Origin of the sequence: Mesorhizobium sp. AD1-1 (assembly GCF_020164655.1) — a bacterium.
Classification (GTDB): Bacteria; Pseudomonadota; Alphaproteobacteria; order Rhizobiales; family Rhizobiaceae; genus Mesorhizobium; species Mesorhizobium ciceri.
This window is the reverse complement of sequence record NZ_JAIUGP010000023.1, coordinates 37812-51928: the sequence shown is the minus strand read 5'-3', so window position 1 is coordinate 51928 and position 14117 is coordinate 37812. Positions and strand designations below refer to the sequence as shown.

Genomic DNA, 14117 nt, shown 5'->3' with positions numbered 1-14117 from the left:
ACCACGTATCCGTATGATAGTGGTTACATCATGTAACCGTATAATCCGGTTAATGAGGTTATGTTCCATGGGCGATGAATACACCGAATGGGTACCGGATCGCTTCATAGGCGGGCATCCCGCTTTGGACCTGTCGAACGCCGTGTTCGACCGGCGGGCGCCGGCAACAGACAATGAACTCTTCAAGTCCGTCCGGGATGTTGCGAACTGGTTCAGCGCCTCAGGGCTTGCCGACGATCGTCAGGCGCAGGCCGTTGCCGAGATAGCGGATGGGCGGTTCGTGGAAGGGGTCCGCGAAATGCGGGAGGCGTCATTTCAGGTTTTCGATCCAATCGCCGCGGGCAAACCGTCTGCGGTCGAACCGCTCGGCGTGTTGTTCTCGCGCACGGCAAGCTCGCTTGCCGCCGGGTCTATCGAGCTGGATGGCACCAGGCCGGAGCTTGCCCTTGGCCGGTGGCGCGATCCGGACGCCGTCACCGCGTTGCTGGCCATGCTGTCCATCGAAGCGTTCTTCACCCTGCCGCGCGACAGGCTGCATTCCTGCCCTCGCTGTGGCTGGCTTTTCCTCGATACGTCGCGAGGCGGCAAGCGGCGCTGGTGCAGCATGCGCACCTGCGGCAACCGCGAGAAGGTGTCGCGCCACCGAGATCATACCGACGTCTAGACTGGGTTAGCGCACCACGTCGCCTTTGCTGCGGGCGGGCCGGATGCCGGCGCGTCACTCCGGAAGACCGGCCTTGCGAAAACCATCGACGAAATGCTCGAGCGTAGCGGCGTCGCGGAATGGCTCGGTCGTCGCCCAGTGATGGGTTGTGAAATGCGGGTTGCCGACGAGGAACAGTTCAGCCTCTGCGCGCGCCTCGTCGAGCCGGCCGAGTTGGGCCATGCTTGCCGCCAGGAAACGGCGTGAGCTTGTGCGATAGGTCTCGTCACGGCGCAACGTCTCGATAGCGGCTTGGTAGTCGCGCGCCGCATATTGCGCCTGGCCGAGCGTCAGATAGTACCAGCTCGCCGGAAACGGGTTCAGCCGGAACGCCTTGCCGATGTGCTCGAGGCCCTCTTCGACCCGTCCGGCCAGGACCGCGATGTCGGACAATGCCGCCCAGGTGTCGGCCTCGTTCGGGTCGAGCTCGATCGCTTTGGCGAATTCCGCATCCGCTTCAGTGAAGCTGCGCTCATAGGCAAGCAGATAAGCCAGGATCCAGCGACAGCCGGCATCGTTGGGATCGATCGCCACCGCCTTGCGCGCCAGCTCCAGGGCAACGCTGCGGGCAGCCTCGGTTGGTCCGCCCCAATGCACCTGTCCCATCCAGTGGTTCATGGCAAGCCAACGATAGGGCTCGGCATAATCAGGATCGAGCGACACCGCGCGCGTCAGCATCAGATGCGCTTCCTGCGCCATCTGCGGCGAGTCGTCGATCAGCTTTCGCGCCCGCACGCAGAGGTCGTAGGCCTCCAGATTTCGCGGCCGATTGCGCGGCGGCGGCGCGCGCAGCCGGCCAAGCAGCGCTTCCACGATCTTGGCCGTCACCTCGTCTTGAACGGCAAAGATATCCTCCAGGCCGCGATCGAAGCGTTCCGCCCACAGATGATCGCCACTCATCGCGTCGACCAGCTGTGCGTTGATGCGCACGCGCCCCGCGGCGCGTCTTGCACTGCCTTCCAACAGGTAGCGCACGCCAAGATCCCCGGCGATCTCGCGCACGTCCATCGCTTTTCCCTTGTAGGCAAAGGTCGAGTTGCGGGCGATGACGAACAGGCCGGAGATTCTGGACAGGTCGGTGATCAGGTCTTCCGTCAACCCATCCACGAAGGGATCCTGCTCGGGATCGTTGCTGAAATTGACGAAGGGCAGCACGGCTATCGACGGTTTGTCGGGCAGCGGCAAGGGTTTTCGCCTGGCCTCGCCCAGCTGTTCGACGGCCCCAGTGAAACGGTAGCCGACGCGCGGAACGGTGGATATCCATTCGCCGTTGTCGCCGACGGGGCCAAGCAGCTTGCGCAGCTGCGCGATCTGGACGGTGAGATTGCCTTCCTCGACGGCCGTGCCCGGCCACGCGGCGTCCATCAGTTCGGCTTTTCCGAGGATTTCGCCGGGCCGCCCGACGAGTGCCGCAAGCAGGCTCAGCCCGCGATAGCCGACGGCAACGGGGACATCGTTCCGAAGCAGCGTTCCCGCATGCGGATCAAGCACGAACGGACCAAAGGCAAAACGCGATCCCTGCATAGGCGCATCTATAGGGCCGCTCTAGCTCGTTTGGAAGTTTTGGGAACTATTTGGGAGGGCTTAATTACGGCGCCGTCCGTATCGCGCAGAATTCAACCTCATCGAGAGCCCTAGGCCCTCAAACCATATGGAGGTTGCCATGACCAATACCCTCACTTGTGCAGCGCGGCCGGGAACGCCCGTGCGGCCGGCATCGCGCCGGCTCCTAAAGACCCTGCGAAGCATCATCGCGAGCTGGCACGATCGGACCTGGCGCGAGCGGATACGCTTTCGCTGGCAGCTCAGGCAAATGTCGAAGGACAATCCGCATCTGATCGACGATATCGGCCTGACGATACAGCAGGTCGAGGGAGAGATCGCCAAGTCCTTCTGGGAACGATAGAGCGAAATGCCGCAAATCGCGTCGACCGTCAGCGCACCGCCTCGCGAGGGGCGCCGGCCAGGCGGGTGGCGATCAGCTTGTCGATGCGGCGGCCGTCGAGATCGACCACCTCGAAGCGCCAGCCCTGCGCGTCGACGCACTCGCCAGTCGCCGGCAGATGGTGCATGTGCGACAGCACATAGCCGGCGACGGTTTCGTAATCGCGGTTTTCCGGCAGGTCGATGCCGAGAATGTCGGCCATCTCGTCGGCCTGCATGTAGCCGGCGAGCAGCCACGAGCCGTCCTCGCGCTTGACCGCGTTTTCCTCGTCGCCGGCGTCGGTGTCGGCGCGGAACACGCCGGTGATGGCTTCCAGAATGTCGGCCGGGGTGACGATGCCTTCGAAATGGCCGTATTCGTCATGCACCAGCGCCATCGGCACGTCGGATTCCTTTAGCTTCTGCAGCACATCGAGCGCGTCGGCCTGGTCGTAGACGATGGGGGCTGCGCGCACATGCCTGCGCGGATCGAGCACGCGGCCGGCAAGCAGTGCGGCCAGCACATCACGCGTCTGGACGACGCCGACCATGACGTCGACGCCGCCGTCGCCTGCCGGCAGGCGCGAATGCTGGGTTTCCATGAGCAGCTTGCGGATGGCCGCCTCGTCGGATTGCAGATTGATCCAGTCGACTTCGGTGCGCGGCGTCATCACCGCGCGCACGGCGCGGTCGCCAAGCCGCATGACGCCGGCGATCATGCGCCGCTCGTCGGATTCGATGGTGCCGTGATGCTCGGCCTCGGCGACCAGCATCTTGATCTCCTCGTCGGTGACCTTCTCCTCGCTTTCGCCGCGCTGGCCGAGCAGCCACAATATGGTACGGCCGGAGAAGTCGAGCAGGAAGACCAGCGGCGCCGACACCGTGGCGAGGATGGTCATCGCCGGAGCGACCCTGGCGGCGACCCGCTCGGGATCACGCAACGCGATCTGCTTGGGCACCAGCTCGCCGACGATCAGCGAGAAATAGGTGATGATAGCAACGACGATGCCGACGCCGAGCGGGTCGGCGACAGTCTCGCGGATGCCGGTCGAAGCCAGGAACTGCGCCAGCCGTTCGCCGAGCGTGGCGCCGGAAAAGGCGCCGGAGAGGACGCCGACCAAGGTGATGCCGATCTGCACCGAGGACAGGAACTTGCCGGGATTTGAGCCAAGATCAAGGGCGCGGCCGGCGCCATTGGTGCCGCGGTCGATCATCGCTTTCAGCCTGGCCGGGCGCGACGACACGATGGCGAGCTCGGACATCGACAAAAGGCCGTTCACGCAGATGAGGACGACCACGATAGCGATTTCGACGTATAACATGAGCGGTCAATAGCATTGTGGCGCGGTCTTCGAAAATAGTCCGGCGTGATTTTTGAGAAATGACCGGTATTTCGCTCACGCGGCATCCCAGGGCGGCGCCGAAAAATGTTCGACGAGGGCGTCGACGACAACCCGCACCTTTGGCGTGAGCGCGCGCGTCACCGGCCAGACGGCATGCACGACGATGTTCTCGACCAGGCATTCCGACAGCACCATTTCGAGATCGCCGCTTTTGAGGCTGTCGGCGGCCAGCCATGTCGGCAGGAAGGCGATGCCGCAGCCGGCGAGCGCCGCATCCAGCATCGGTTCGCCATGGCCGAGAACGAGCCGCGCCTTGGGCACGAAGGTTGCGAGATGGCCGTCGGAATGTCTGATCACCCAGGGGCGGACGATGCCCTCGCGACCGTAGCCAATGACGCTGTGATCGGCGAGATCCTCGACCGATTGCGGCCGGCCATGCCTGTCGAGATAGTCGCGAGCCGCGCATATGGCCGAGCGCTGAGCGTAGAGGCGCCTGGCCGCTAGCGACAGGCTGTCGTCGAGTTCGCCCATGCGGATCGCCAGGTCGATACCCTCCTCGATCAGGTCGACGCGGCGGTCATTGAAGGAGACTTCCACCGTCAGGTCCGGAAATTTCCTCGAAATCTCGAACAGCACGGGAGCGACGCAGCGTCGGCCGAAGGCCAGCGGCACGTCGACCCGAAGCCGGCCAGACGGGACCTGCCGACGCGAGGCGAGCAGCGACTGTGCGGCTTCGATCTCGGCCAGGGCCCGGACGCAGGCTTCATAGTAGCTGATGCCTTCGCTGGTCGGACTGAGACTGCGGGTGGTGCGGTTCAACAAGCGAACGCCGAGCCTCTGCTCCAGCTGCGCGATCGATTTGCCGATCGCCGACTTCGTCACATGCAGCCGCTCGCCGGCGCTAGTGAAGCTGCCGGCCTCCACCGCCTGAACAAACGCGACGGTGCCTTGCAGGTCGGCCGTTTCCATGGCGATTCCCTATTGTCGACTTTTAGTCCGCAATCAGTGTCAAATTATACCGCACGGAAGCACTATTTTCTATAGTCGAAAGGCATAAATGTCCCGCCTGGCATCAATGCACGGAGCGCGAGACGACATGAGCACCCCAATCAACAGATCCTGGCAGATGAGCGGTTTTGGCCTGTCGAGGCTAAGCCAGGTGGAAGGCAAGGTGCCCGAGCCAGGGCCGCACGATTTGCTGGTGCGGACCAAGGCCGTATCGCTCAACTACAAGGACAAGATGATCGTGGACGGCGTGCTGATCCCCGACCTTGCCTTTCCCTTCGTGCCGACATCCGACGCGGTGGGCGAAGTGGTGGCCGTCGGCAGTGCGGTCAGCCGCTTTCAGGTCGGCCAGCGCGTGCTTGGCCAGGTGATCGCCGATTGGCCGGATGGCGACGCACCGCCGGTGCTGCATAAGCACACGCTGGGGTCGTCGCTGTCGGGTATGCTTTCCGATCATGTCATCTTCGGCGAGGACGCCGCGGTGCTGGCGCCGCTGTCGCTCGGCGACATCGAGGCCGCGACATTGCCGATCGCGGCGCTGACGGCCTGGTTCGCCATGGCCGAGGCGACCAAACCGGTGCCGGGTCAGACCATTCTGATCCAGGGCACCGGCGGCGTGTCGCTGTTTGCGCTGCAGTTCGCCACTGCGTTCGGCCTGCGCGCCATCGTCACCTCAAGCAGTGATGAAAAGCTTGAGCGGGCGAGAAAGCTTGGCGCCTGGCAAGGGATCAACTACCGCACGCAACCGGCCTGGGACGATGCCGCGCGTGAGCTGACGAACGGGCTGGGCGTGAACCACGTGCTGGAAATGGTCGGCGGCGACAATGCACGGCGATCGCTGAACGCGCTGGCCGCCGACGGCCGGCTGTCGATCATCGGCCTGCTGGGCGCGATGGAGCTCAGCTTTCCCATCCTGCCCTTCATGCGCAACCGCATCACCGTGCAGGGCCTGTCGATCGGCCATCGCCGTGCTTTCGAGCGCATGAATCAGGCGATCGAGGCGCTGGCGATCAAGCCGGTCATCGACAAGGTTTTTGGCTTCGATGAGGTGCCGCAGGCCTTGCAACATCTGGAGAAAGGGCCGTTCGGCAAGATCGTGATCACCACGACCTGACTTTTGCGATGTCATGGCAACTGCTTCAACACGCCGACAATTGCCTCGCCGTCCGTAAAATAGGGATCGCCGCCGCCATTGCGTCCCGCCTTGGTGGCGCCGACGCCCGATATGTCGCTGGTCGAGAGCAGCATGCCGGCAGTGGCCAGGTCGCGCATCAGGAAATCGCGCTCGGCGTCGATGTCGGGGCCGATATGGTGGGTGACGGCGCCGGTGTCGTGGCTGAAGCCGACGCCGCGATCGAAGCTGGCCGAGCCCAGCCACAGCGGCCGGCCATCGTCGCCGCTTGCATCGGTCTGCCAGAAGCGGACATGATGCCGTCGGTCGGCGCTGATGCCCTCCGGCTTTTCGAAGGCGAGATCCTGGGCACGGCCATCGAACAGCAGCCTGCTGACCGGCGCATCGGGATAGGGGTGGTCGAACAGCACGCTTTCACCGATCTCGATCGCGGTCTTCAGGGTGACGGCGTCGGCGGTGTCCCAGCCGGCGACGGCAAAGGCGTGGACCACCTCCTTCTGCGTGCCGACAAGGCCGACATTGATCGGGTCGCCCGGAATGCCTTGCGGCGTGTGCGTCAGCATCTCGAACCGATGCGTGCGAAAACCTCGATCGCGAAACGTCCAGAATTCCGGTGCGGCGAAATAGGCGAGCGCCAGATACGCGGCCAACAAGGTCGCCGCCCAGATCATAATGCGTCGCCGAACGCTTCGTTGACTCATGAATGCCGCTCAAATGTTCCGGCATCACATTAGGCGTTGTCATGGCATTCAGGCAAAGGATACCCGGCACCGATCTAACGGCAGGCGCGATAACCGTTCTTGCGGTTCTTGATGTCGAAATGAAAATGGTTGCGGTGGTCGTAATTGTAGCCGGGGCCGAGCACGGTGGTGAAGTACTGGCAGCCGTCGGCGCGCACATTGTTGAGGAAGCCACGGGTGCGGAAGGCGAACAGGCCGGGCTTGCGCACGTCGATGTCGTCGCCATTGTTGAGCTCGATGCTCATGACGTCGAGCGCATTGCCCTTGCCGTGTTCGGACAGGACGCCTTCGCCGGCAATCCGGCGGCAGGAATAGCTGGAGCCCTGGTGTATGGTCCTGACGCCGGAGAAATAACGCCAGCGGGCGGAGGGAACGAGTTCGTTCTTCGTCCAGCCGGCAAAGGTAGCTGCCATGTCGCAGGTCAGGGTTGCGGCGGGTTTCATCTGGATGTTGCCGATGGCCGAGACCTTGACCGGATAATCGATGCCGCACTGGCCTTCATGGATCGGCGCCAGATCGGTGTAGGCGACATCGAGGCGCTTCAATTGCTGACGGCAGTCGGTTTCGCTGGCCGGCATCTGCTCGACGGGCGACATCGGCTCGTCCATGCGCGGATAAGCGGCCTGCGTCATGTACGGATTGGAAGGGACAAGCTTCTGCATGCCGGCATATTGCGGCACGGCAGCCGTCTGCGCGCCGACGTCGACGGCCGGCTGCAGCGACAGCACACTGCCGGTGTTGCAGGCGGAAAGCGCCGCCAGCGCCAGACCGGCGGTCAGCATTGCTGCATATTTTGACTGGCGCGCGGTGGCGAAAAACACGGCCCGAAATTTGCCGGCCATTGGCGGAATCCCGTTGATGGATATCCGGCATTTTAACGATCAAGGGTAAAGGAAAACTCAGCGTCCGCGTTCATGCCTGCGGCCGAATTGCGGCACGCGGCCTGGATCAGCCATGATCACTGGCAGAACGTTCCGCCATGACGGCGCGGTTCGAGATCGAGATGGAAATGCAGGGAATGATCGGCGTCGGCGCCTGGGCCGAGCACCGTCTTGAAGGGTCCGCAGGCGGCCTTGCGAACATTGTTGAGGAATTTGGCGTCTTTCTCCGGCGGCGCCGGGCCGACCTCGATCTTCTTGCCGTCCGACAGCGTGAAGCTGGCGATGTCGAGCGCGTTGCCGAACGCGTGTTCCGACAGTTTTCGTGTGCCGTTGCGTGGCCGGCAGACAAAAGCCGATGCCTGGCCGATCGATTTCAGGTCCGCACCGAATTCGGCCTTTGCCGCCGGCTGGATGACATCGGCGGCAAAACGCGCCGTCGCCTCGGCCATCTTGCAGTTGAGCTCGGTGCCTGGGGCAATCGCGATCGACTTTCCAAGGGTCTTCAGCACGATGGGGTAGGGAATCGAACAGCCGATTTCGGGCTGGCTTTCCGCCTTGTGCTCTTCGAATTCGACGCCGAGCGTCTTTAGCCGTTCGCGGCATGCGACTTCCTCGGCCGGCATTTTTTCATCTGGCACGTCGGCCGAGCGCGGATCGGGCAGCATCTTCTCCTCGTCCGCGTCCGCCGGCTTTTGCGGTGGCTGCGGGGCGACGGTTGGCGGCTGGGCCTCGGGTTCTGCAATGTCAGGCTTTCGTGTCGGCGTTGGCGCGACGTCCGGCGGCTCCGGCTCGTTTTCCCCGGTTGATGGCTCCGGAGCCAATGGCTCGGGACGTGCCTGCTTTTCCTGGTGGGATTTTTCTTCCTTGAAACGGTCGGGCGCTTCCGCGGCCTTCGGCCCTACGCGCTTTTGCTCCTCGGTCTTTGCAGCTTCAGCCTTTGGTGCGTCCGCCGGGCGTGGTTCGGGCACCGGAATGCCGGGTTGGGTTATCGGAGTGCCGGGTTCGGGCACGGCAACATCGGCAGGCGAGGGCAGCGATGTCTGCGTTTTCTGCTGTGTCTGCTTTGGCGTGACCTGCCGGTGGCGCCGTGGTTTCAAACGCTTTCCGCCCCTTGGTTTCAGGGGCTGGTCGGCTCGTGGTGTCAGCGGCTGCTCGACCCGCGGCGTCGGGGGCTTATGATGCCAATGGCGATGTCTCGCCTCGACCGGCATCACCAGCAAGGCCGTGACGGCCACGGTCAACGCAATCCTGCATATTCGGGAAAAGACGATCGACCCCATCGCCCTCAACGGCGCCGACGCAAGGTGGTTGCCTTGGCCGCATCACGAACGGTAACCGCTCCGTTACGCACCGATCGCTTCCAGCCCTTCCTCCAGCCAGTCGGCGAGCAGCGGCATGCCAAGCAGGTATTTCGCGGTGCGCTTATTGGCGCGTTCGCGCGCGGCGGCCAGCGCGTCCGCCCATTCGGTGGCGTCGTAGTCGCCGCGACCGACCCAGGCCAACGCGATCAGCTCGGCTGCTTCATCGACATTGAGGTCGTTGATCAGCTCGCGCAGCTCTTCTTCGGTCAGGTTCTCGGAGCTTTCCTCGGCAAGGCCGTCATGGTGATGGTTGACATGGGACTCGCCGTCGAGTTCGACCTCGTGCTCGGCGCCATCGGCATAGTCTTCATTGACGGCCGCACTCAGTGCCTTGGCCTTGAGGATGAACAGGCGCACCGTGTCGGGGCCGATCGAAAGCTCCCAGTCCTTTTCAAGCCGCCGCTGCAAGGGCCGTCTCCCTCAGGTCGTTTGCCGGATGATAGCGGATTCGTGGCATCCGTCACCTGATGTTCTCCCGCCCGCATTTTTCCGGGATGAAACGCAAGCCGACCGGCGTTAGTATTGCATTCTCACCCCTCCAGGAGGTTTCGATGCATAAAAGAATGCTGATCCAGGCTGCGACCGCGCTTCTCGCGCTGCAGTTCCTCGCTGTTCCCGTGTACGCCGCCGGCAGCGGCGGCAGCGGCGGTGACGAAACCGTCACCCAGTGCAAGAAGGGCCAGGTCTGGGACAAGAAGAAGAAAAAGTGCGTCGCGCCCCAGGAAGGCATGCTCGACGACGACAGCATCTATGATGCAGGCCACGCGCTGGCGATGGCCGGGCGCTATGACGAGGCGATTGCCGTGCTCAGCCTCGCCGCCAACAAGCAGGATCCGCGCATCCTCAACTATCTCGGCTATTCGCACCGCCATTCCGGCCGCGTCACCGTCGGCCTCGGCTATTACGAGGAAGCGCTGCGCATCGATCCGAACTACACGCTGGTGCGCGAATATCTCGGCGAAGCGCATCTGCAGATCGGCGATCTGGCCGGCGCCCAGCAGCAGTTGATGGAAATCGAGAAGCGGACCGGCAAGGGTTCGCGTGAATATGGCATGCTGGCCGAGCAGATCGACCATTTCATGAGAAGCTGAAAAGATCCCAGGGCTCTTCCAAGCGGCCGCGAGCGATCGCGGCCGTTTTTTGTTGCCCCCCGTCTCATTCATCGCCCCCGACTGATGAAAACGGGGATGATTTTAGCAAAACCGATTTTTGGGCGTGAAAAACCCGCTGACATTGCTATATTCAGGGAAATTGCGGTGAAACGGTTCCGTAAGCTCGAGGCTGCCGGACCCGTTTTCTTTTTGTACCCATCGACAAGGCTTTCCCCGATACGCGGGGGTGGCAGCAGGAAAGGCAGGCATCATGAACAAGGTCCCGATGACAGGCGAGGGGTTCGCGTCATTGAAGGAAGAACTGCGCTGGCGCCAGCAGGAAGAGCGGCCGCGCATCATCGAGGCGATCTCCGAAGCGCGCTCGCATGGCGACCTGTCCGAAAATGCCGAATATCATGCCGCCAAAGAGGCGCAGAGCCTCAACGAGGGCCGCGTCAACGAGCTTGAAGATTATATTGCGCGCGCCGAGGTGATCGACGTCAGCAAGCTCAGCGGCGACAAGATCAAGTTCGGCGCCACCGTGGTGCTGGTCGACGAGGACACCGAGGAAAAGAAGACCTACCGGATCGTCGGCGACCAGGAGGCGGACGTGAAGTCCGGCCGCATCTCGATCTCCTCGCCGATCGCGCGTGCGCTCATCGGCAAGGAAGTCGGCGACGCCATCGAGGTCAACGCGCCTGGCGGCGCCAGGGGGTATGAGATCGTCCAGGTGCAGTTCATCTAGGACCTTTGATAATTCTACTGTGGCGGCCGACTACAGCGCCGCGCGTCCTCTCGGACGCGCAAAGGACGCTGTAGGATTTTCAGTTAGCGCATGATCCCTTTCCGAAAATCAATTACGATTTTCGGGGTCATGCGCGGGCGGTTTTCTGCGCTTCCGGTGCTCACGTACTTTAAGTACGCGCCGCTCCGGTTCTCGAAGAACCACGCTATTCGACTCGCCAGAGCGAATTCTGAAAGGTCCTATGCCGGCGCTTGTAGTTTAAGTGCCAATAGCTTTTCTGCTTCCGCCACTACCTCCACCGGCACAACACGCCCCCCATGCGAGGCCAGCAGTGTCGATGCGTAGCGTCCGCGCGGGCCGGTCAGACCCGGCTCTGTTGCCAGGAAAATTGCGACCGTCGGCAGGCCAAAGGCACTGGCAAGATGGGTCAGCCCGGTGTCGGCGCCGATAACCAGCGTCGAGCCGCCGATAGTCGCGGCGATTTCGGACAGCGGCGATTTCGGTACCACGATCGTTGACGGCACGGCGCCTGCGATTGCCTCGGCCACGGTTTTCTCACGCTCGTTCGACCAGGTCGTGACCGGCGTCATCCCCCGCTCAATCAGGAGGCGGGCGGTTCCGATCCAGTCTTCGGCCGGCCATTTCTTGTCTTCGCGGCTGGTTCCGTGCAGCAGGAAGGCGGTTTTTCCAGAAATGCCCGCCAGGGTGCCGGCGGGCGGCACGATGCCGGAGTCCAGCGTCGAAAGATCGGGTTGATAGGCGAGCGCCAGGCCAAACAACCGCCGCGTCCGTTCGATGGCGTGGAGATCGCGCGGGACGGCATACGTGGCATCGTAGAACAACGTGGCCGAGGGTTCGCGCGCGCTCGAACGGTCGAAGCCGGCAATGGGGGAGCCCGCCTGTCTTGCCACCAGGGCCGATTTCAGCAGGCCTTGCGCGTCGATGACCAGATCGTAGCGGCAATTGCGCAAGGTGCGGCGCAGGGCGGCCGCCTCGCGCCAGGTGGCGCCGTCAAGCAGCGCCTTGCGCCAGCGCCGGATCGCCACCGTATGAATCTTGTCGATCGCCGGGTGAAGCGCGACGATTCCGGCGAATGCCTCTTCGACGCACCAGTCGAAGGTCAGGTCCGGGCGGTGGCGACGGGCATCCTCGACCGCCGGAAAGGTGTGGATGACATCGCCCATCGACGACGTCTTGACGATCAGCACCTTCATGCCGCGGCCGGAATTTCCAGCAGCCGGTCCGCCGCTGCCGCGACCTGGCCGACTTCCAGCGTCTTCAGGCAGTTGAGGTGGCCGAGCGGACAGACCTTCTCGTGGCAGGGCGAGCACGACAGGCCGAGCCAGACCAGCTCGCGGCGCTCCGCCAGCGGTGGCGTGTTTTCGGGCGAGGTCGAGCCGTAGACGGCGACGATCGGCGTGCCGACGGCGGCCGCGACATGCATCAGTCCGCTGTCGTTGGACACGGCCAGCCTGGCGGCGGATATCAGGTCGATGGCGTCCTCCAGCCGCGTCTGTCCGGCGAGGTCGACGACGCCGGGGGCCAGGGCTGCGATCTCCGCCGTCACGTCGCGGTCGTTCTTCGAGCCAAACAGCGCAACCTTCAAGCCTTTGCCCATGAAACCGCTGGCAAGCCCGGCATAGCTTTCGCTGGGCCAGCGCTTGGCAGGGCCGAATTCCGCACCGGGCATCAGGGCCACGAATTTCTGCGGCGCCAGCCCGAAACGGCCGAGCAGGTCGACCTGGTTTTTCGTGTCCACGCTAAGCCGGGGCGCCCGGAAACTGCCGCCCTGGGCAAGGCCGAAATAGGCCTGCGCGGTGCGTCGTTTGATGCTGTCGGGCAATGGCACGACGTCGGTCAACAAGCCATAGCGCATCTCGCGCAGATTGCCGACACGGCGCGGAATGCGGGCAAAGAACGGAATCAGCGCCGACTTCCAGCTGCCCGGCAGGATATAGGCCATGTCGTAGCGGCCGCGCAGCAGGCGGCCGAAGCGGCGGCGATGGGTGAATTCGAGCGCGCCGGGTTTGAGCGGAAAATCGATCTGCTGGCGGATTTCGGGCATGCGCTTGACCAGCGGTGCTGCCCAGGCCGGCGCCAGCACATCGATGGCGGCGTTGGGATGCAACTCCTTCAGCGCCGAAAACAGGCACTGCGCCATCACCATGTCGCCCACCCAGCGTGGGCCGATCACGAGGATCGTTGGGCTTTCAGCCATTCGACATAGTCTCTGACACCGGTTTCCACTGTCCGGAATTGGCCATTGTAACCGGCCGCGCGCAAACGGGACATATCAGCTTGCGTAAAGCTCTGGTAGCTGCCCTTGAGATGGTCGGGAAAGGGGATGAATTCAATCTCCCCTTTACCCAACGTGTCGATCACCGTTTCGGCGATGGCGCGGAAGGGCTGGGCACGGCCGGTGCCGCAATTGAAGATGCCGCTTGAGCCCCGTTTCCACAGCCACAGATTGACGTCGGCGACATCACCGACATGGATGAAGTCACGGCTTTGTTCGCCGGGTCCGAATCCGTCATAGGCGCCGAACAGTTTCGGGTTCTCGCCTCGCTCGACCTGGTTGAACAGATGGAAGGCGACGGAGGCCATGGCGCCCTTGTGCGCTTCGCGCGGGCCATAGACGTTGAAGTAGCGCAAGCCTACGACCTGTGAATGGTCGGCCTGCCCGGCGAACACGGTTCGCCTGACATGGTCGTCGAACAGCTTCTTGGAATAGGCGTATACGTTGAGCGGCCGTTCCAACGCGGGATCCTCGAGGAACTCCGAGCCGCCGCCATAGACGGAAGCCGAGGAGGCATAAAGGAAAGGCACGCGCAAACTCTGGCTTGCATGCAGCAACCGTTTCGAGAAGGCGTAATTCACCTCCATCATGAATTTGCCGTTCCACTCGGTGGTGGTCGAGCAGGCGCCCTGGTGGAACACGGCCTCGATGCGGCCGAGCGAGCCGGCCTCCATGCGGGGCAGGAAATCGTCCTTGTCGAGATAGTCGGCGATCTTGAGATCGGCAAGATTGACGATCTTGTGACCGTCGGTAAGGTCGTCGACGACGAGGATGTCGTCATGCCCTTCGGCATTCAGCGCGGCGACGATGTTGGAGCCGATCATGCCGGCGCCGCCCGTGACGATGATCATGAAGGACCTCTGGTTGCTTTGCGATTCCGGTCCTTATAGGGGAGGC

At 63.2% G+C, this 14117-nt stretch carries 15 protein-coding genes; 5 read left to right on the top strand and 10 right to left on the bottom strand.

Annotated elements, in window-relative coordinates; genetic code table 11:
* Positions 1-124 precede the first annotated feature (124 nt).
* Entirely contained in the window at positions 125-664 is a 540-nt protein-coding gene (locus LB519_RS29570) for a CGNR zinc finger domain-containing protein (RefSeq protein ID WP_245470941.1), read from the top strand.
* Between the two features lie 54 nt (positions 665-718).
* Here the strand turns inward: LB519_RS29570 and LB519_RS29565 are convergent, their stop codons facing one another.
* Positions 719-2227, bottom strand: a complete 1509-nt coding sequence (locus LB519_RS29565; RefSeq protein WP_063168818.1) for a winged helix-turn-helix domain-containing tetratricopeptide repeat protein — start codon at positions 2225-2227, stop codon at positions 719-721.
* A gap of 139 nt (positions 2228-2366) precedes the next feature.
* Here LB519_RS29565 and LB519_RS29560 point away from each other — a divergent pair, with 139 nt between their 5' ends.
* The gene (locus LB519_RS29560; protein WP_013530057.1) at positions 2367-2609 is read left to right on the top strand and encodes a DUF1127 domain-containing protein; all 243 of its coding nucleotides are present in this window, start codon (positions 2367-2369) and stop codon (positions 2607-2609) included.
* Positions 2610-2637: 28 nt separating this feature from the next.
* On the opposite strand, the gene LB519_RS29555 is transcribed toward LB519_RS29560, so the two are convergent.
* Positions 2638-3948: a hemolysin family protein gene (locus tag LB519_RS29555; RefSeq protein ID WP_024504164.1), complete on the bottom strand. Its 1311-nt coding sequence runs from the start codon at positions 3946-3948 to the stop codon at positions 2638-2640.
* Between the two features lie 75 nt (positions 3949-4023).
* A complete protein-coding gene (locus LB519_RS29550) occupies positions 4024-4938 on the bottom strand; it encodes a LysR family transcriptional regulator (protein WP_027162120.1) in 915 nt (304 codons plus the stop codon).
* 127 nt (positions 4939-5065) lie between these two features.
* Here LB519_RS29550 and LB519_RS29545 point away from each other — a divergent pair, with 127 nt between their 5' ends.
* The gene (locus LB519_RS29545) at positions 5066-6088 is read left to right on the top strand and encodes a zinc-dependent alcohol dehydrogenase family protein (protein ID WP_127367787.1); all 1023 of its coding nucleotides are present in this window, start codon (positions 5066-5068) and stop codon (positions 6086-6088) included.
* Positions 6089-6099: 11 nt separating this feature from the next.
* Here the strand turns inward: LB519_RS29545 and LB519_RS29540 are convergent, their stop codons facing one another.
* The 4 genes from LB519_RS29540 to LB519_RS29525 form a co-directional block, all read right to left on the bottom strand.
* Positions 6100-6807: an LssY C-terminal domain-containing protein gene (locus LB519_RS29540; RefSeq protein WP_063172909.1), complete on the bottom strand. Its 708-nt coding sequence runs from the start codon at positions 6805-6807 to the stop codon at positions 6100-6102.
* A 74-nt stretch (positions 6808-6881) separates the two neighbouring features.
* On the bottom strand, positions 6882-7688 hold the full coding sequence (locus LB519_RS29535; RefSeq protein ID WP_027162117.1) for an extensin family protein: 807 nt from the start codon (positions 7686-7688) through the stop codon (positions 6882-6884).
* Between the two features lie 116 nt (positions 7689-7804).
* On the bottom strand, positions 7805-8938 hold the full coding sequence (locus tag LB519_RS29530; protein WP_224621819.1) for an extensin family protein: 1134 nt from the start codon (positions 8936-8938) through the stop codon (positions 7805-7807).
* A 132-nt stretch (positions 8939-9070) separates the two neighbouring features.
* On the bottom strand, positions 9071-9496 hold the full coding sequence (locus LB519_RS29525; RefSeq protein WP_013530064.1) for a DUF3775 domain-containing protein: 426 nt from the start codon (positions 9494-9496) through the stop codon (positions 9071-9073).
* Between the two features lie 143 nt (positions 9497-9639).
* On the opposite strand from LB519_RS29525, the gene LB519_RS29520 reads away from it, so the two are divergent.
* Positions 9640-10179, top strand: a complete 540-nt coding sequence (locus LB519_RS29520; RefSeq protein WP_013530065.1) for a tetratricopeptide repeat protein — start codon at positions 9640-9642, stop codon at positions 10177-10179.
* 271 nt (positions 10180-10450) lie between these two features.
* A complete protein-coding gene (gene greA / locus LB519_RS29515; RefSeq protein ID WP_013530066.1) occupies positions 10451-10924 on the top strand; it encodes a transcription elongation factor GreA in 474 nt (157 codons plus the stop codon).
* A 239-nt stretch (positions 10925-11163) separates the two neighbouring features.
* Here greA and waaC read toward each other — a convergent pair whose 3' ends face one another.
* Genes waaC through rfaD form a run of 3 tightly spaced genes read right to left on the bottom strand, consistent with a single transcriptional unit; the run spans position 11164 to position 14071 of the window.
* Positions 11164-12138, bottom strand: coding sequence for a lipopolysaccharide heptosyltransferase I (waaC, locus tag LB519_RS29510; RefSeq protein ID WP_224621810.1), 975 nt, complete (start codon positions 12136-12138; stop codon positions 11164-11166).
* Positions 12135-13142 carry a lipopolysaccharide heptosyltransferase II gene (waaF, locus tag LB519_RS29505; protein WP_224621808.1) on the bottom strand — a complete coding sequence of 336 codons (1008 nt, stop codon included), beginning with the start codon at positions 13140-13142 and terminating at the stop codon, positions 12135-12137. The genes waaC and waaF overlap by 4 nt, the downstream gene beginning before the upstream one ends.
* A complete protein-coding gene (gene rfaD / locus LB519_RS29500) occupies positions 13115-14071 on the bottom strand; it encodes an ADP-glyceromanno-heptose 6-epimerase (RefSeq protein WP_224621807.1) in 957 nt (318 codons plus the stop codon). The genes waaF and rfaD overlap by 28 nt, the downstream gene beginning before the upstream one ends.
* Positions 14072-14117: the final 46 nt, after the last annotated feature.